We start from the raw sequence: 17,767 nt of genomic DNA, 5'->3' as shown, positions 1-17,767 counted from the left end.
AAAGTCTGCCCGTGGGCTTTAGCGATTTCCATTCAACGGCCGGCCGCGGAGCGACCAGACGCTAGAGTGAGCGGGCCTCGCGCATGGGCGGGGCGACGTCCCCTCCTTGCCGCAGTCACGCCGGTCCGACGGGCGCGCCATATGGCAAGTTTCCACACCCTTTCCTGATTTTCCTTGGCGAAGTGGGAGGTCAGAATTGGGTCGATTCTTCATCTTCCTCATCGCGCGTAGCGCGTCTAGGACGAGCCGGCTCTAGGCGGCGAGAATCAGCCGGATGTTCCTGTTCCTGTGCTAAAAAATGGTGTAACGGGCGGAAGCCGGCCCGCCAGGTTTGAAGGGCCGGTGGTCGTCCCTCACAATGATGGTGTCGCGGAGTCAGGAGTGGCCTGCTCCAGAGCAGCACGGAGAGACGACCATGAAAGAGTATGCCGGCATCGACGTATCCTTGGAATACTCAAGCGTGTGCGTGGTGGAGGCGGATGGCCGCATTGTGCGGGAAGCAAAGGTCCTCAGCGAAACCGATGCCCTAATCGCCTGGTTTGGCGCGCACGGTGTGGCAATGGAGCGAATTGATCTGGAGGCCGGCCCAGCCATAGAAGCCGGGCTGAAAGCCAACCGCTCAAGAATCTCAAACTCCGAAAACTTGCAGAATGACTGCACAGGAACTATATTGCAGTCATTGAAGGCATCTGCGAGGGTCTGACTATGGCTATCCTGACAGTACGAAATGTACCTGATGAAGTGCACCGGGCTTTGCGCGTCCGGGCGGCGATTCACGGCCGCAGCACAGAGGCGGAAGTCCGCGAGATTTTGGAACGGGCAGTAAAGCCCGAACAGCGTGTTCGCATCGGCGATGCCTTGGCTGAGCTGAGCGGGCGGCTTGGCCTGACCAATGATGATTTTGAAGTGTTCGACCAGGTGCGAGACAAAGCGCCGGCGGAGCCAATGAGGTTTGAATGATCGTCCTGGACACGAATGTCGTCTCGGAGGCGATGAAGCCGGCCCCGGATTTGGCTGTGCGCAATTGGTTGAATGACCAGGTAGCCGAAACCTTGTATCTGTCCAGTGTAACGCTGGCGGAGCTGCTGTTTGGCATCGCTGCGCTACCGGAGGGCCGGCGCAAAAAGGCGTTGTCCGACACGCTTGATGGCCTGCTCGAATTGTTCGACGATCGCGTGTTGTCATTCGACACTGCAGCCGCTCGGCACTATGCGGACCTTGCGGCAACCGCGCGAGCAGGGGGGAAGGGATTCCCGACACCTGATGGATATATTGCGGCTATTGCAGCCTCCAGGGGATTTACAATCGCGACACGCGATACAAGCCCCTTTGAGGCGACAGGAGTCGCCGTCGTCAATCCTTGGAACCACCTATAGACTCGCCATGCGGCGGGTCTCGGGTTCAAATGGGTTCAAGGCGAGGGAGGCATCCGCTAGGCGGCCGTCTCAGTCGGGCGGAGTTCGCGTTACTGCCCCTTGATCTGAACGCCCAGGAAGCGTCAGGAGCGGATACTTGGTCAGAGCGACCCGAGCGTCTCAATTGGGCCGAAGAACGAACCGTGCCAGGGTGCAGCGGCACGGACATGGCTTGCCGAAAGAGAGGCCGATCTGCTTTCCGTCGGTTACTTCCACGTCGTGTTTACACTGCCGGCCGAGGTCTCCGACATAGCGTTCCAGAACAAGGCGCTCATCTATGACCTGCTGTTCAAGGCGGCGTCGGAGACGATGCTGACTGTCGCGGCCGATCGCAAGCATCTCGGCGCGCGCATCGGCATCACCGCCGTGCTCCACACCTGGGGATCGGCGATGACGCATCATCCGCATGTCCACATGATCGTTCCGGGCGGCGGCATCACGCCAGATAGAAGCCGATGGATCCGTGGTGATCATTGCTGCCGACAGGGTTGCGACGAGCCGGGTGCCGTGCCGCCGAAGCCGCGCGGATGCGCAACGAAGCGACCTGCCCGCATCGATTGCTCCACTCTCTGGCTGCGCTCGCGCCACCGCACCAATCAGCCGTAGAGCGAAATCTCCATAGCCTTCGACTGTGGCCCGCGGATTCCTTCCTCGGGGACTTTCGTACGCCTGCCGGCGCCCGAAACTCTTCACGACAGTGGAACGGCCGCTTCCTAGATGGTAGCGCTGAAAAGCCGGCCTTTGTATTCAGCGTCGTGGGCCGACCGCAGGGACGACGAATGGAGCGACGGCCCTTACTTCACCGTGATGGCAAGACCGCTGAGATCGGCGTTGACTTGCAGGCCTACCTGCTTGCCTGAGAGCTCGAGTTGGGCGCCCTTGTCATTGGTCATGACGATCACCTGGGCCCCTTTGCCGAGCGCGCCGCCACCGCCTGCCGCACCGTAGACCCCCGTCACATCTCGGGCGCGGCGAATGTGGCGAACGGTACCATGGAAATAGGTTTTAGAAGCCCCGAAGGCGAGGCCGCCCGAGATGCCGCCGACAGAGATGGGATAGCGGCGACCATGGAAGGTCAGCGTGCCCTCGCCTCCAGAACCACCCACAAAGAAGGCAGCCTTGTAGACTGAGAAGCTGATCGTACCGCTGTCGGCATGCGCGGTGCCGGCAAAGCTGATTCCTGCTGCAGCGATAACCGCAGCCGCGACTGAACGAAATCTGGACGAAATCTTCATGATGCGAGTCTCCTCAAAATCGAGGCTTACCCAGCCAGGAGGGCACGTCAGCGTCATGCCAAAGTCCCAGCTGAAACAGTCTCGCCCGTCATTAGTTCCAAGCACGCGGCCCGTTTGAACCCGGGATCAGGACAACGATGAGCTGGAAGCGTTGTGAGAGCTCTTCGATATACGCGATGAGCGCGGCATCGACGTCCGAGATGAAGGCGATGCAGTACTCGGCGTCGCCGTCGCGTTCCGCAAGCGCGTCCTGAAAGCCGAGCTCGGACAGCCGGCCTCGCACGACATCGACGGTTGCCCCCGTGCCTGCGAAACACACAAAACGGACCGGGTTCCCCATCGCGGGCCGCTCCATATCAAGGGGCGATGGTTAAATCCGTAAAACCTACCGCGTCGAGGCGCGTTCGATCACTTGCTTGGGGCAAGTGCCGCCTTCCCAGGCCCGGCCCATGCGCAAAAAGAGATGGCGCACATCATTTGACGGAATCTCAACACCATCGTTGCCGATTCGACTATCACGATTACGCTGCGCTGACACTGGGCAACCTCTAGGCTGCCATTACGAAGATGCGAACCACAAGAATGACAGTTCTTACCCGGCGCGTGGGCCAAACTTCGAGCTAGGCAGAGTATCTCGCATCATTGATGAATTCAATCACACCTGGGTCTTCCTCAATTTGTGTGGTTCATTCGCCGTTAACGATAATGCCGCTATGGGGCGGGCATGCGAACCAAAACGAAATGGGCACCCGGCCCAGGGTCAAAGTTCTGGGTGTCGCGCTCACCGATAATGAGTGCTGAGTTGTCTCCGCTGCAGGACCAGCTTATGGCGTTTGTCCCGATTGCGGACGGGTATCACGGTGAAGCTTCGGCTGAGCCGCTGGCGATGCGCATATCAAAAGTGCGAACGACAAACCTTCATCTACCGACGGCTTCGATCTCGATGTGGCTGCTGCCGAAGCACAGGCCGCGATGGCGTTGAACTATGGCCGACTCGTGCTGAACAGTGCGAAATTCGGGGCCGTCAGAAACAACGTCGTTGCCTATGTCCCCGTCACGGCTCCGCAGCGCCGCTTTACTCCACGTGGACGGGAAAGGTTGACATAATCCTGCCGGCGACAAAATTGTGAGAAAAGTATTGTCAGGCGATTGACGACGCCACGGTGCGCCTGGCTCGGAGCACGGTGAGGGCTCAGGTGCGTTTTCTCCGACGTTGTCCGAACGTTCTCGTTCTGTGCGTTTAGGATCGCATTGGGGCCGCGAACGATGTCGCCTCAGGACAAGCGCGCTTCTTGAAATGGTAGGCCACAGCGTCCCTTTTCAAGGGTGCTTGGCGGCCTCGAAAGCATTGTGCCTCCTCACTCTGAGGCGCAGTTGGGTCAAGGTTTAGAATCCAGCCAACTCGGGTGAAAGCGTACGGCGACGCAGCACCTCACAAGGCATTAGAAAATGCCGTCTCAAAGCTTTCCTTGCGAACTCAAGCCTGAACGGTAGAGGTGAATCCTCGGGAATCTGGATTTCGTTGAAAGGCACCCCGGCGCTCCGCTTGTTCGCCACCAATTTGTAATTTAAAACCAAAAAAGCTTGACATTTCAAGGTTCGATGTAGTTATAAAGATAACAACAAATTTCAGGATTTCGACCATGTTGGCCATTGTCGCTGATGATTTGACGGGAGCGCTCGATGCCGCCGCGCCGTTTGCGGCGCGGGGCATGCATGTCGAGGTCGCTTTGGTGAGTGGGGCAATTGACGATGCCCTCCGGCAAAAGCCTGACGTTATTTCGATCAATCTCGGCTCGCGCGAGCTGGCTGCGGAAGTGGCAAAGCGGTCGGCATCCGAAGCGCTCGCCGCATTGCCTTCCGGAACGCGCCTCTTCAAGAAGGTCGACTCGCGCCTGAAGGGCCATATCGCCGTCGAACTCGACGGCATGCCTTTTCGTTCTGCTTTGGTCGCCCCGGCCATTCCGGCATTTGGTCGATATGTGGCAGGTGGGTGCGTTCGTGGTTTTGGGGTGGACGCGCCGATTTCCGTTCATGAACGGCTCGGTCGGCATGCGGATCTGTCCACGATCCCGGATATGTCCACCGCGGCCGAGATGCGCGCCTCGCTTGAGGATGCTGAGCGGAATGGCGTCGACCTGTTGATAGGGGCGCGTGGCCTGGCTGAAGCGCTTGCCGAACGCATGACTGGCGAAGCGGCCGCGCAGGCCGCCGAGATCTCTGCCGGTCCGACCTTGTTCGTCATCGGATCCCGTGACCCCATCACCCTTGCCCAGATCGACGTTCTGCGCCGCTCGATAGTGACGCGCTATCTGGCAGCACCCAATGGGCGGCTTACGGACCCCAAAGACGAGGGCTGCGCGATCACTCTCGTCCAGGCCGTCCCTGGTGAAGGGGAGGTCTCATCTGAAGAGGTTTCCGAGGCGCTTGCCGATAGCGTCTGTCCGAACCTCGCGCTGTCGGCTGGCACAATGCTTCTTTCTGGCGGCGCCACGGCGGAGGCGGTTTTGAGAAAGATGGAAGTCCAGCGTTTCCGCCTGCTCGGCGAATGCCTCCCGGGCCTGGGCTTGGCGGAGGTCGATGGACGTTGCATCATCGCCAAATCCGGTGGATTCGGTTCGCCGGACACACTGAAGCAGATCGCGGAGGCGATCCTCCGCAAGATGGGATCATAAATGGGACTGGAGACCGGTACAGCACGCAAGAGCCTTGGTGATCTCGTCTTTGAGCGCATGCATCGTGCGATCAAATCCGGCGCCTACAAACCGGACGAGCGTTTGCCGACCGAGCACGATCTGGCCAGCGAGTTCGAGGTGTCCCGTCCGATCATTCGCGAAGCTCTGCGCCGGCTGCGCGAACAGGGGTTCATCTACTCGCGCCGCGGCGCAGGCAGCTTCGTGCGCGCCGTCGGCATGCGCGAGCCGCTTGGCTTTGGGCAGTTGGAGAACGTTGCTGATCTTCTCAACTGCTACGAGTTCCGCTTGACCGTCGAGCCGGCGGCGGCGGCCGCTGCAGCGGAGCGCCATGACGCCGGCTCCCTGGCCGCCATTCGTCAAGCGCTGGAGCTGATGCGGGACGCAACCAACCGTCAATCTCACCGAGAAGATGCGGACTTCCAGTTCCATCTTGCCATCGCGCGCGCGGCTCATAACAGCTATTTTTTCACGGCCATGGAAGCGCTCAAGGACCACATCGCCGTCGGCATGCGGTTTCATGGTGCTTCGGTCAAGCGCGAGACAGCGGGTCTAACGCGGGTCTTTGCAGAACACGAGGCGATCGCCGAGGCCATCACCGCACGTGAAGCCGATAAGGCAAGGCAGCTCATGCATGATCATCTTGTGGGTTCGCGAGAGCGCCTGTTTCAAGCGACCAAATAGCCTTCAAAGAAACCCCGGCGAGTGCCGGGGTTTCTTTGAAACGCGCGGTTGGTCAGAAGGCGGCTCTATAGACTGCCAGCACATCTTCAACGCTCATGTCGATCGGATTGTTGTCCATGAGACGGCGGTTGGCATGAGCCTCGCTCGCATAGAGCGGTAGGTCGTCCGGTTTTGCACCGTGAGCGGCAAGAGACATTTCGATGCCGAGATTGCGGCAGAAGCCGCAGGCGGCGTCGAGAAGCTCGCGGGCTGCAAGGCTTTCGCCAAGGCCTAAGGCCTGCGCGACTTCCGCGGTCTTGTTCACTGCAACCGGCTGGTTGAAGGCGAGCACGTAGGGAAAGATGATGGCGTTGGCCAGCCCGTGCGGCAGGCGAAGCCTTGTGCCGAGCGGGTAGGCGATGGCATGGCCGGCGGCCGTGTTGACCGGGCCAAGGCAGATGCCGCCATAATAGGAAGCAAGCATCATTCCTTCGCGCGCTTCGGTATCGGTGCCATCCTGGACTGCGCGCGCCAGATACTTGCCGACGAGCCTGAAGCCCATTCGCGCAAAGCCATCGATCATCGGATGGGCGCGGCGATTGGTGAAGGCCTCGACGCAATGGGCCATGGCGTCGACACCGGTAGCGGCGGTGACCGCCGGCGGTACGGAATAGGTGAGTTCCGGATCGAGAACGGCAACATCGGCGATCATGTGCGGGCTTTCGACCGCGACCTTGTTGCCTTTTTCGGGATCGGTGATCAGCGAGCGGATCCCAGCTTCCGAGCCCGTGCCGGCCGTGGTGGCGACCTGCACGAGGCGCGTGCTGCGGCCGGCTACCCTGTTCGGCCCGGCGACATCGGCAAGCGTCTGCTCTGAGTTCCAAAGCACGGCAACCAGCTTGGCGACATCGAGAACCGAGCCGCCACCCAGGCCGACGATCAGATCCGGCTTCTGCTGGCGCGCAACCTCCAGGGCGGCGTTCAACGTCGCAATATCGGGTTCGCCGGGAATGGCGTCAAACACCACGATGTGACCCTTAAGCTTCAGTCGATCGACGAAACCGGCGGTGATCGGTGTTGCAACGACGAGGATCGAGGTGGCGTCGGCCGCCCAACTGCCGACCTCCGATATCGTGCCGGCGCCGACGATGAGGCGGCGGGGCTGGTGAAGGGTGATGGGAGCAGTGGTCATGACGTCATCCTCGCTTGGCAGCACCCGACACCAGCCTGCGGGCGTAGGCGATCGCGGAGTTCATGTTGCCGTGGTTGGCAATGCCTTTGCCGGCGATGTCGAAGGCTGTGCCGTGATCGACCGAGGTGCGATCGATCGGCAAGTCCACAGACACGTTCACGGCCGTGTCGAAGGCGACGAGCTTGACCGGGATGTGTCCTTGGTCGTGATATTGGGCAACGACGAGGTCGAAGCCGCCCGAATAGGCACGGTGGAACACGGTGTCGGCGGAGATCGGGCCGTACGCGTCGATACCTTCCGCCCGCGCGGCTTTGACGGCCGGTGCGATCTGGTCGTCATCCTCTGTGCCGAAGAGACCGTTCTCACCGCAATGAGGATTGATGCCGGCGACCGCGATCTTGGGTGCCGCATATCCAATGCGCTTCAGATGCGCATCGCCGGCCCGGATGGTGGCCAGCACCCGCTCGGTTGTCGAACGCCGGATCGCTTCCTGAAGCGAGACATGCGTCGAGACGTGGATGACCTTGAGGCGCTCCGAGGCGAGCAGCATGTAGGCTGCCTTGGAGCCCGTCAGGCTACGCAGCATTCCGGTGTGGCCGTCATAGTGATGGCCAGCAAGGTTCAGCGCTTCCTTGTTGATCGGTGCGGTGACGATGCAGCCGATGATGCCGGCTTCGGCGTCCCGCACCGCCCTTTCGATGAAACGAAACGCGGCGTCACCGGCAACAGGGCTCAACTGGCCCCAGGCAAGTGGCGCGCCTTCGACCGGCAGGTCCACGACGTGAGGCGCGAGATCGATGTCGAGGCCCAAGGCCGCTCGGGCCGCTTCGAGCGTTGCAAGGTTGCCGTAGATGCGGATCGTCTCGCGCCCTTGCTGCGTCATTTCGGCGAGTGCACGAACCGAAATCTCTGGGCCGACGCCGCACGGGTCGCCCATAGTTATGCCGATGATATTGCTCATGAAAGTCTCCGTGCGTCGGCGTGGTCCCAGCCAGGGGCCAGGCGGACATATTTGATGGCGCGCCGGTGATAGGTGTAGGCGAGGTGCATGGTTCCGTCCGGGCCCTCAAGCAGCCAGGGATAGGACATTTCCTTATTGCGGCCGTCGGTCGAGTCGTTGGAAAGGCAGGTTCCCGGACCATCTTCGATCACCAGGCGGACGGGAAAGGTCCTGCCACCGTCCTCCGAAAGGCAGAGAGCGACGGGCGCACGCGGCACGCCCCAGATCGGCAAGCAGCCACCTTCCGGGCTCGCATCGGGGCGCCCGTCCTCCTCTCCCAGTTCGTCGTAAAGAGAGGCGCGCCGCTCGGTGAATTCTGCGGCACTGACGGGATTGCAGATCGTCGCGATCCGGCCATCGCCAAGTCGTATGGCGGCGATGGAGGAGTTGTTGTTCGGTACGTCGCTCGCGTCGGGTATCGACCACGAGCGTCCGCCATCAAGGCTCTCCGTCCTGTAGATCCAGTCGGCCTGCCGGCGGCGGAAGAGCGCGGCGAGGCGTCCTTCTCCGAGGGAAACGGGTGACATGTGCACGCAGCCGATCGACCGGTCGAGATCCTCCAGTTGCCACGTTTCCCCCTGATCGAACGAAATGCCAACGGCAGCGGTGTCATGGCTGCCGTTCCATTTCTGACCAGGGCGTTGAACGCACCGGAAGATTGGCAACAGCCAGGCTCCGTCATCGCGCACCACCAGAGGCGCGCGAACGAAACAGCCACGGGGGAGGTCGAGATAGCGACCTTCGGCAGCGATAAGTGCCAAGGGGTCGGACGGGTCCCGGCGGAGCTCGGCCATCCGGATCCGGCACTCATCCTGATTGCCGGAGGGCTGGGAGGTATGAAAGAGCCAAAGCCTGCCGTCGGGAGCGGCGAAGAGGACCGGGTTCTGTTCCGAATGCGCCGGGTCGAAGCTCAGGCGTTGCGGCGGCCCCCATGCCGTAGCGTCCTTAGGCAGCACAGAGGCAAATATCGAAATATCGGACTTGCCTTCAAGCGTGCCTCCGAACCAGGCGCAGGCGAGCGCACCATCTGAAAGTAGATGCAGGAATGCGGCGTGATTCTGGATCATGGGCGAGGGCAGCAAGGCTTCCTGACGCGCGGGCGACGTGGATCGAAGCGCGCCATTCATGCTGCGGGCTATTTCCTCTGGGGTCATTGGCTCCTCCTGCTTGCTCTTGAAAATCGTTGAAAATGCAAAGTTGTCAAGTTCTATTATGTAATAGATTTGCGTATAAGAAGACACTATGCCTGTTAAATGATTGAAAATACATCATTAAAAATGACGCACGATTCACAAATATTTTTACATAGTGAAATCGTTTGACAAATTTGTTCGAAAGGGGGATTGTCGTGTCAAGCCGGCAAGAGGATGCCGGGGAGGAGTTTGTTATGCCGGAAGCCGGCAGCCCCAAGGGGGCTAAGATGGCCGTGATCTTTGCTGTAGGCGCTGCGATCCTTGCGGCAACCGATGCGGTGATCGTGCGTGCACTGAATGGCGCCGTGCACCCCTTCGTCATCGGCTTCTTTCGCGCCTTCTTCGGCGCCGTCATCTTGTTGCCCTGGGTCGTTCTGCGCCCGTCCGTCCTGCGTTCGAGCTACTTGTTGCACCAGCATGCGGTGCGTGCCGGCTTTAAGCTTCTCGCCATGGTCGCATTTTTTGCTGCTTTCAGCTGGGGGGCGCTGGCCGACGTAACGGCGATAGCCTTTACATCTCCGATATTTGTTCTGCTGGGTGCGGCCCTGACGCTGGGCGAGCGACCGGGACCAGTGATGATCGGCGCCGTGGTGCTTGGTTTTGTCGGTGCGATGCTGATCGTTGGGCCGTCTGGGGCCGGATTCAGCCTGGCCATCTTGCTCGCCCTTGTCGGCGCGGTGCTCCAGTCCGCGATTCAGCTGATCCTCAAGTCGATGTCGAAGGGCGATTCAACCTCGACGCTTGTCGTCTGGAACCTTCTTTTGACCGTGCCGATCGCGCTTCTCTTCGCCCTTCCGTTCTGGGCCACGCCGGGGGCGAAGGAATTGTCGCTCCTGGCGCTCCAGGGTCTCGTGGGCACGGCATGCATGGGCATGATGACGCATGCCTTTTCGCTCGCCCCGGCCACGATAATTGCGCCCGTCGATTTCCTGCGGTTGCCGCTCGTGGCACTCGGCGGCTTTGCGCTCTTTGGCGAACACATTGCCCTCACCACACTCTGCGGCGGTGGGCTCATCGGCTTTGCAGCGCTGGTCGCTGCGAGGTGCGGAAAAGCAACATCTGGCTGAACGAATTTCAATAGGGAGGAAATGCCGTGAAGAAACTATTTGTCTTGAGTGCGCTCATGCTGAGCTCCGCTCTTTCGCCCGCCTTTGCCGGGTCGGGTCCGATCAAGATCGTGCTGGCGGAAGAAGCCGACCTGCTCGAACCCTGCATGGCGACCCGCTCGAACATCGGTCGCGTAATCATGCAGAACGTCAGCGAAACACTGACCGAACTCGATGTTCGCGGCGACAAGGGCGTCATGCCGCGGCTTGCCGAGAAATGGGAACAGAATGAAGACGGCAGCTGGCGCTTTCACCTGCGTCAGGGCGTCAAGTTCTCCGACGGCACGACCTTCGACGCCAAGGATGTCAAGCACAGCTTTGACCGTATCATGAGCGACAAGAACACCTGCGAGTCGCGTCGCTATTTCGGCGGCATTACTGTGACCCCCACTGTGGTCGACGATTACACGATCGACTTCAGCGCCGATCCGGTCCAGCCGATCCTGCCGCTCTTGATGTCTCTTGTCACGATTGTGCCCGAGGAAACACCGCTCGAGTTCATCCGCGAGCCGGTCGGTACCGGTCCCTACAAGCTCACCAACTGGACGCCGGGGCAGCAGATCGTGCTGACGAGCCGCGACGACTATTGGGGCACGAAGCCCGAGGTCACGGAAGCCACATATCTGTTCCGCGCCGACCCGTCGGTGCGCGCCGCCATGGTGCAGACCGGCGAGGCCGATCTCTCGCCGTCGATCTCGCAGCTCGACGCCACCAATCCGGCCACGGACTTCTCCTACCTCGACAGTGAAACCGTCTACCTGCGCATCGATCACAACATCGAGCCATTGAACGACGTTCGCGTTCGCCGCGCGCTCAACATCGCCATCGACCGCCAAGCCTTCCTCGGTACCCTGGTTCCCGAAAGCGCACTGCTCGCGACCGCGATCGTGCCGCCGCCGACACTTGGCTGGAACCCCGACGTGAAGGTCTTCCCCTATGACCCGGAAGGCGCGAAGAAGCTGCTCGAGGAAGCCAAGGCCGATGGCGTGAAGGTCGATACGCCCATCACCATCATCGCCCGTTCGGCAAACTTCCCGAACGTGACCGAGATCATGGAAGCCATTCAGGCACAGCTTCAGGAAGCGGGCTTCAAGGTCGAGCTGAAATTCGTCGAGGTTGCCGAGCACGAACAGTACTATTCGAAGCCCTTCAAGGAAGGCCGCGGTCCGCAGATCGTCGCTGCCATGCACGACAATTCCAAGGGCGATCCGTCATTCTCGATGTTCTTCAAGTATGCGACCGACGGTACGCAGTCCGGCTTTTCCGATCCGAAGGTTGACGACCTGATCAAGCGCGCGTCGGCTGCCGTGGGCGAGGAACGTGCCAAGCTCTGGTCCGAACTGATCGCCTATGTGCATGACGATGTCGTCGCCGACGTCCTGCTCTTCCATATGGTCGGTTTCTCGCGCGTTTCCGAGCGGCTTGATTTCAAGCCGACGATGGCGACCAACGGGACGCTGCAGCTCTCGGAGATCAAGATCAAGTAAACTGTCCTGGCGAACGACGTTCGCCAGACACAACAGCAATCAAGGCGGTGGGATGATCCTGCCGCCGGATCTCTTCGAGGACGCCATGCTGAAATTCGTTCGAAAACGCGCCGTGGCCAGTCTGATCTCGCTCGTCGGACTGCTCGTCATGGTCTTCTTCCTGTCGCGGTTGACGGGTGATCCGGCCGCCTTGTTCCTGCCGGTCGAAGCCTCCGCGGAGATGAAGGCGCAATTCCGCGAACTGCATGGCCTGAACGACCCCATGCTGGTGCAGTTCGCGCGTTATGTTGGCGATGTCGTGACCGGCGACTTTGGCGAATCCCTGCGCAAGGCCCGCCCTGCTCTGGATGTCGTGCTCGAGGCGTTCACTTGGACGCTCTGGCTTGCCGTCATCACCATGACGCTTGTCGCAGGTGCTGCGATTGTCGTCGGCTCGCTTGCCGCCTTCCGCGCCGGCGGCTTCTTCGATCGGCTATCCTCGCTGATCTCGCTGGTCGGCGCTTCCGTTCCCGATTTCTGGATCGCCATCGTCGCGATCGTCGTGTTTTCGGTAAACCTCGCCTGGCTACCGACGTCGGGCACGGGCTCTCTGCTTCATTGGATCCTGCCGATCTCGGTTCTGTTCATCCGACCCTTCGGCATCATCGTGCAGGTGGTGCGCGGCTCTATGATTGGGGCACTCTCCTCGGCCTATGTGAAGACGGCGCGCGCCAAGGGCGTCAAATCAGGGCCGATCATCTTCGTGCATGCGCTACGCAATGCCATGCTGCCGGTCATCACCGTCATTGGCGACCAGGCGGCGAGTCTTCTGAACGGCGCGGTGATCGTCGAAACCATCTTCGGATTTCCGGGGGTCGGCAAGTTGATGATCGATTCCATTTTGCAGCGGGATTTTAATGTCGTGCTTGCCGCCATCCTCGTCACGGCTCTGGCGATCTTCCTTATGAACCTGCTGATCGACCTCGCCTATGCGCTGCTCGATCCGCGAATTCGACACTGAGGAGGCGACCATGACCCTGCAGACCGCCGATACCGTCATCGCCGAAGAGCCGCGCTTCGCGACGCGCATGTTCCGCATGCTGCTTGCCGACAAGTTCGCGCTTTGCGCTGCGATCTTCCTGATTTTCGTGCTGATCGTCGCGATCGTGGGGCCGAGCTGGCTCGGCGATCTCGCGACCAAACAGAACCTTAGAGGGCGCAACGCCGTGCCATTCGATTGGGAGCGCGGATGGGTCTGGTGGATGGGGGCCGACGCGCTCGGTCGGCCGCTGCTTGCCCGCATCATCGTGGCCACCCAGAACACGCTGATGGTGGCCGCAGGTGCCGTCGCGCTTTCGGCGACCATCGGCACCTTCCTCGGCCTTGTCGCCGGCTTTTCCTCGCCGCGTGTCAATCAGGTCATCATGCGGCTCGCGGACGTCATCATGTCCTTCCCGTCGCTGCTGATCGCCGTCATCGTGCTCTACATTCTCGGCTCGTCGATCCTCAACCTGATGCTGGTGCTGGCGATCACACGCATCCCGGTCTACTTGAGGACGACGCGCGCCGAAGTGCTGGAAATCCGCGAGCGCATGTTCGTGCAGGCCGCGCGCGTGATGGGCGCGTCCAGCAAGCGTATCCTCTTCCGCCACATCCTGCCGGTCGTGCTGCCGACACTGACGACACTTGCCACGCTGGATTTCGCCTATGTGATGCTGGCGGAAAGTGCGCTCTCATTCCTCGGTATCGGCATCCAGCCGCCGGAAATCACCTGGGGCCTGATGATCTCTCAGGGCCGCCAATACCTCACCAACGCATGGTGGCTTTCCTTCTGGCCCGGGCTTGCGATCATCCTCACCACCATGTCGCTGAACCTCCTGTCGAACTGGCTGCGCATCGCGCTCGATCCGGTGCAGCGCTGGCGCCTCGAACTGAAAGGTCGTAAGAATGGCTGACCATCTCCTGGAAGTCCGCGACCTTTCGGTCGAATTCCACACCGCAGTCGGCGTCGTGAAGGCGGTCCGCAACATCTCCTACCACCTCGACCGCGGCGAGACCCTGGCGATCCTCGGTGAAAGCGGGTCCGGCAAGTCGGTCTCTTCCTCGGCGATCATGAACCTGATCGACATGCCGCCGGGGCGCATCAGCTCCGGAGAGATATTGCTCGACGGCGTCGACCTGCTGACGATGCCGACGCAGGAAAGGCGCAAGGTCAACGGGCGCCGCATCGCCATGATCTTCCAGGACCCGTTGAGCCACCTCAACCCGGTCTATACCGTCGGCTGGCAGATCCGGGAGGCGCTCACCACTCACGGGACCCATGCCGCCAAGGCTGCGTCGGAGGCATTGCGACTTTTGACGCGGGTCGGCATCCCCGACCCCGAGCGCTCCCTGGACAAATATCCGCACGAATTCTCCGGCGGTCAGCGTCAGCGCGTCATGATCGCCATGGCGCTGGCGCTCCGTCCGGACCTTCTGATCGCCGATGAGCCGACGACGGCACTCGACGTCACCGTGCAGGCCGAGGTGCTCGCCCTGCTCGAGGAATTGCAGCAGGAGACCGGAATGGCGGTCCTCATCATCACCCATGATCTCGGTGTCGTCGCCGAGATCGCCGACCACGTCGTCGTGATGGAGAAAGGCGTTCTGGTCGAGGCCGGCACGGTGAGCGAGGTCTACAAGAACCCGCAGCATCCCTATACCAAAAAGCTCATTGCCGCCGCCCCCGGCAAGGGCGAGATGCATGCACCCGCCGTTCGCGCCGAGCCTGTTCTCTCGGTCCGTGACGTGCGCAAGTGTTATGGCTCCTTCGAGGCCCTGAAAGGCTTGTCCTTCGATCTCATGCCCGGCGAGACCATGGCCGTAGTCGGCGAGAGCGGCTCGGGCAAGTCGACGCTGGCGCGTATCCTGCTGCGCCTCGACGAACCCGACAGCGGCAGCGCGCTGTGGAAGGGCCGCGACCTCTTCACCATGTCGCCAGCCGAGCTCTACAAGCTGCGCCGCGACCTGCAGATGGTGTTCCAGGATCCGACGCAATCGCTCAATCCGCGCATGACGGTCTATCAGCTGATTTCCGAGGCCTGGGTCATCCATCCGGATATCCTGCCCAAGGCGAAATGGCGCGAGCGCGTGGCTGAGCTTCTGGTGCAGGTCGGCCTCGGTCCGGAGCACATGGGCCGCTACCCGCATCAATTCTCCGGTGGCCAGCGCCAGCGCATCGCAATCGCCCGCGCACTTGCGCTCGAGCCGCAGCTCATCATTTGCGACGAGGCTGTTTCGGCGCTTGACGTCTCGGTGCAGGCGCAGGTGATCGCACTGCTCGACAGGCTGCGCAAGGAAATGGGCATCGCCTTCATCTTCATTGCCCATGATTTGCCGGTGGTACGCGACTTTGCCGACCACGTCATGGTCATGCAGAAAGGCAACATCGTCGAGCTCGGCACGGTGCGCGAGGTGTTCGAGACGCCGCAGCAAGACTATACGCGCGCGCTGCTCGCCGCCGGCCTCGACCCCGATCCCGATGTCCAGGCCGCCCATCGCGCCGCCCGTCTTCAGCGCGCGTCTTGAGGCGCGCACATTCAAAGGAACACCCGCATGACCAAGCAAGCTTTCGTTGCCCTCGTGACCTGCTTCAACGAGGACGAGACCATCAACTATCAGGCGACACGCGCCCAGGTCCGCCGCCAAGTCGCGGCCGGCAACAACATCATGTGCGCCGGAACCAATGGTGACTTTACCGCGCTGACATCAGAGGAAAAAGTGCGCCTGACGGAGGAGGTGGCCGACGAGGTCGGCGGCCGCGTCAAGGTGATTGTCAATGCCGGCATGCCGGCAACCTTCGAGACGGTGAAGCTCGCCCGCGAATTCGACCGTATCGGCGTCGATGGGATCGCAGTCATCACCCCCTTCTTCATTGCCTGCACACAGGATGGCCTTGTCCGCCATTTCTCGACCGTCGCCGACGCCGTCAAGACGCCCGTCTACCTCTATGACATTCCGGCCCGCACACAGAACCACATCGAGCCCGACACCGCGCGCACGCTCGCCGGCCACGGCAACATTGCCGGTATCAAGGATTCCGGCGGTGCAAAGGAGACGCTGGAGGCCTATCTGCAGGTTGCCAAGGAGGTCGACGGTTTCGAGGTCTATTCCGGCCCCGACCACCTCGTGCTCTGGGCGCTGCAGAACGGCGCGGCCGGCTGCATTTCGGGCCTCGGCAACGCCATGCCGCATGTACTTGCAGGCATCCTGAAGGCGTTCAATGCGGGGGAGATCGGCGAAGCCGAAAAGCAGCAGGCGATCTTTACCGCTTTTCGCACCGACCTCTACGCGCTGGGCTTCGCCCCTGCCATGGTCAAGCGAGCGCTCTACTTGCAGGACGCTTCCGTCGGCGCGAGTCGCCAACCGGCCCTGCTGCCGAATAAGAAACAGGACGATCAGATCGCTGAAATCCTTGGACGCTACAGCCTTCTGTAGAATCTCCACCACGGCGCCCGGAACCCGGCAAGGTAAGAAAGTGCTGCGGCCCCGGAAGCATTCATCGCGAACCTGGGCGTTAAGACCGTGTTCGCCGGGTCCGAAGCCTATTATCGCCCATCGACCGATACCGTGTTCATGCCGCCGTTCACCTCGTTCCGCGGGCAGCCGACTGGATGCATGCGCAGCAGCCCCAGAGCAAGGAGATGGCAGCATGATCAGTATCGCTTCGCCTTGTCGGACGCTTCTTTGCGGACGCCCACGGATGACCACGACAGTGCCGAGACGGGATCACCTCGACCGGGTCGCGCCATCGAAAGCGGACACTGCGGCTGCCGCAAAACTCCCTGTTCTGCGACGTCGCAAAGTTAGGCGCAAAAGCGAAACAAAACTCGGGAGTTTCGCGACATTGTCTAGCCTTGAGCCAAGGCCTCAACGCTCTTTTGTCGCCGCTTCGATTTCGTCAGAACATCAAAGATCACCGCTCCCATGACCAGGCCGCCACCAGCCCAGGTGGCCCAGGCGGGAAACTCCCCGAAGGCCAGCCACACCCAAAGCGGCGCGAGCGGGTTTTCCATGCTGCCTATCAGGGCCGAACGCGTGGCCGAGATCAGCCGCGTTCCGATCGTCATCAACAGCAGGCCGAGACCGAACTGGACGGTTCCGAATAGCACAAGGTCTAACATGACCGGGGCTGCCAGCTGCATGGGCTGAGCGAATGGCAGAGCCACAAACGCGCAGAGAAAGGCCGACAAGGAGGCGGCCGGGAGCATGGAAGCATGCCGGTTCTTGCGGATGATGACTATCATTGCGGCATAAGATAGTGCCATCGTTGTCGCGAAGGCGTAGCCTGCCAGATAGTCGCTCGAAGCTTGCGGATTGACGATGATCATCACCCCAACCAGGGCTGTGAAACTTGCCGCCCATGTCGCCCATTCTTCCCGCTCGCCCGCGAAGACAAGGGCGAGCGTGGCGGTCATGAACGGAATTGCGGCGTGGATTGTCATCACGTCTGCCACCGGGGCCAGGCGAAGGGCATTGATAAAGCAGATGGTCGCCACAGTGGATAGAATCATGACCCAGAAGCCAGCCATCCCCATGGCCCGGATCGCCACCCACAGGTCTTTCCGGTAACGCCAGACCACATAAGCGCCGATGAACAGCCCGCCGAAGATCCCGCGCCAGAACAGGACCGTCCAGACATCGAGCGTGATGAGCCGGGTGAAATACCCGGAAAGGCTATAGGCGATCGCAGAGCCTATAATCAGCAGTGTGCCGAGCCATTTGTTTTGATCATCTTCCATTGCAGCCCCCTTGCATCCGGAGCT

The 17,767-nt window shown here is 61.1% G+C and carries 17 protein-coding genes and 2 pseudogenes; 13 read left to right on the top strand and 6 right to left on the bottom strand.

All coding sequences use genetic code 11. The features are described from left to right. Positions 1-415: 415 nt before the first annotated feature. From BLU35_RS35275 to BLU35_RS27540, 4 genes and pseudogenes are all read left to right on the top strand, one after another. Positions 416-613: pseudogene (locus tag BLU35_RS35275) on the top strand (IS110 family transposase); the annotation flags it as partial. 92 nt (positions 614-705) lie between these two features. Continuing rightward, the gene (locus BLU35_RS27550) at positions 706-960 is read left to right on the top strand and encodes a FitA-like ribbon-helix-helix domain-containing protein (RefSeq protein ID WP_065375095.1); all 255 of its coding nucleotides are present in this window, start codon (positions 706-708) and stop codon (positions 958-960) included. After that, complete coding sequence (locus BLU35_RS27545; protein ID WP_093235336.1) at positions 957-1,376, top strand: type II toxin-antitoxin system VapC family toxin; 420 nt, start codon at positions 957-959, stop codon at positions 1,374-1,376. The genes BLU35_RS27550 and BLU35_RS27545 overlap by 4 nt, the downstream gene beginning before the upstream one ends. Before the next feature lie 183 nt (positions 1,377-1,559). After that, a pseudogene (locus BLU35_RS27540) lies at positions 1,560-1,904 on the top strand (IS91 family transposase); the annotation flags it as partial. Between the two features lie 305 nt (positions 1,905-2,209). On the opposite strand, the gene BLU35_RS27535 reads toward BLU35_RS27540, so the two are convergent. After that, positions 2,210-2,650 (bottom strand): lipid-binding SYLF domain-containing protein, encoded by a 441-nt coding sequence (locus BLU35_RS27535; RefSeq protein ID WP_093235335.1) that lies wholly within the window; start codon positions 2,648-2,650, stop codon positions 2,210-2,212. Positions 2,651-2,741: 91 nt separating this feature from the next. After that, complete coding sequence (locus BLU35_RS27530; RefSeq protein WP_093235334.1) at positions 2,742-2,990, bottom strand: hypothetical protein; 249 nt, start codon at positions 2,988-2,990, stop codon at positions 2,742-2,744. Positions 2,991-4,293: 1,303 nt separating this feature from the next. Here BLU35_RS27530 and BLU35_RS27520 point away from each other — a divergent pair. Then, a complete protein-coding gene (locus BLU35_RS27520; RefSeq protein ID WP_093235333.1) occupies positions 4,294-5,325 on the top strand; it encodes a four-carbon acid sugar kinase family protein in 1,032 nt (343 codons plus the stop codon). After that, positions 5,326-6,027, top strand: a complete 702-nt coding sequence (locus BLU35_RS27515) for a FadR/GntR family transcriptional regulator (protein ID WP_058323000.1) — start codon at positions 5,326-5,328, stop codon at positions 6,025-6,027. It begins immediately after the preceding gene. Between the two features lie 52 nt (positions 6,028-6,079). Here the strand turns inward: BLU35_RS27515 and BLU35_RS27510 are convergent, their stop codons facing one another. The 3 genes from BLU35_RS27510 to BLU35_RS27500 are packed head-to-tail and all read right to left on the bottom strand — an operon-like array spanning position 6,080 to position 9,352. Then, the gene (locus tag BLU35_RS27510; protein WP_093235332.1) at positions 6,080-7,198 is read right to left on the bottom strand and encodes an iron-containing alcohol dehydrogenase; all 1,119 of its coding nucleotides are present in this window, start codon (positions 7,196-7,198) and stop codon (positions 6,080-6,082) included. Positions 7,199-7,202: 4 nt separating this feature from the next. Then, on the bottom strand, positions 7,203-8,159 hold the full coding sequence (gene pdxA / locus BLU35_RS27505) for a 4-hydroxythreonine-4-phosphate dehydrogenase PdxA (protein WP_058323002.1): 957 nt from the start codon (positions 8,157-8,159) through the stop codon (positions 7,203-7,205). Then, positions 8,156-9,352: a sialidase family protein gene (locus BLU35_RS27500; RefSeq protein ID WP_093235331.1), complete on the bottom strand. Its 1,197-nt coding sequence runs from the start codon at positions 9,350-9,352 to the stop codon at positions 8,156-8,158. Before BLU35_RS27500 ends, pdxA begins: the two co-directional genes overlap by 4 nt. 233 nt (positions 9,353-9,585) lie before the next feature. Between BLU35_RS27500 and BLU35_RS27495 the strand changes: the two genes are divergently transcribed. The 7 genes from BLU35_RS27495 (at position 9,586) to BLU35_RS36895 (ending at position 16,811) form a co-directional block, all read left to right on the top strand. Beyond that, the gene (locus BLU35_RS27495) at positions 9,586-10,458 is read left to right on the top strand and encodes a DMT family transporter (protein ID WP_093235330.1); all 873 of its coding nucleotides are present in this window, start codon (positions 9,586-9,588) and stop codon (positions 10,456-10,458) included. A 56-nt stretch (positions 10,459-10,514) separates the two neighbouring features. After that, positions 10,515-11,984, top strand: a complete 1,470-nt coding sequence (locus BLU35_RS27490) for an ABC transporter substrate-binding protein (protein ID WP_210334619.1) — start codon at positions 10,515-10,517, stop codon at positions 11,982-11,984. Between the two features lie 85 nt (positions 11,985-12,069). Then, positions 12,070-12,984 (top strand): ABC transporter permease, encoded by a 915-nt coding sequence (locus BLU35_RS27485; RefSeq protein ID WP_058323048.1) that lies wholly within the window; start codon positions 12,070-12,072, stop codon positions 12,982-12,984. Positions 12,985-12,994: 10 nt separating this feature from the next. Next, positions 12,995-13,918, top strand: a complete 924-nt coding sequence (locus BLU35_RS27480) for an ABC transporter permease (RefSeq protein ID WP_093235352.1) — start codon at positions 12,995-12,997, stop codon at positions 13,916-13,918. Then, complete coding sequence (locus tag BLU35_RS27475; RefSeq protein WP_093235329.1) at positions 13,911-15,530, top strand: ABC transporter ATP-binding protein; 1,620 nt, start codon at positions 13,911-13,913, stop codon at positions 15,528-15,530. Before BLU35_RS27480 ends, BLU35_RS27475 begins: the two co-directional genes overlap by 8 nt. Positions 15,531-15,557: 27 nt before the next feature. After that, the gene (locus BLU35_RS27470) at positions 15,558-16,439 is read left to right on the top strand and encodes a dihydrodipicolinate synthase family protein (protein ID WP_093235328.1); all 882 of its coding nucleotides are present in this window, start codon (positions 15,558-15,560) and stop codon (positions 16,437-16,439) included. A 63-nt stretch (positions 16,440-16,502) separates the two neighbouring features. Next, positions 16,503-16,811, top strand: coding sequence for a hypothetical protein (locus BLU35_RS36895; RefSeq protein ID WP_502688181.1), 309 nt, complete (start codon positions 16,503-16,505; stop codon positions 16,809-16,811). A gap of 41 nt (positions 16,812-16,852) precedes the next feature. Here BLU35_RS36895 and BLU35_RS27460 read toward each other — a convergent pair whose 3' ends face one another. Continuing rightward, positions 16,853-17,743, bottom strand: a complete 891-nt coding sequence (locus BLU35_RS27460; protein WP_093235326.1) for a DMT family transporter — start codon at positions 17,741-17,743, stop codon at positions 16,853-16,855. Positions 17,744-17,767: the final 24 nt, after the last annotated feature.

This window comes from Sinorhizobium sp. NFACC03, assembly GCF_900103435.1.
Lineage (GTDB): Bacteria > Pseudomonadota > Alphaproteobacteria > Rhizobiales > Rhizobiaceae > Ensifer.
Note: the sequence above shows the minus strand (reverse complement) of the source record. Positions and strands in the feature narration are given on the sequence as shown.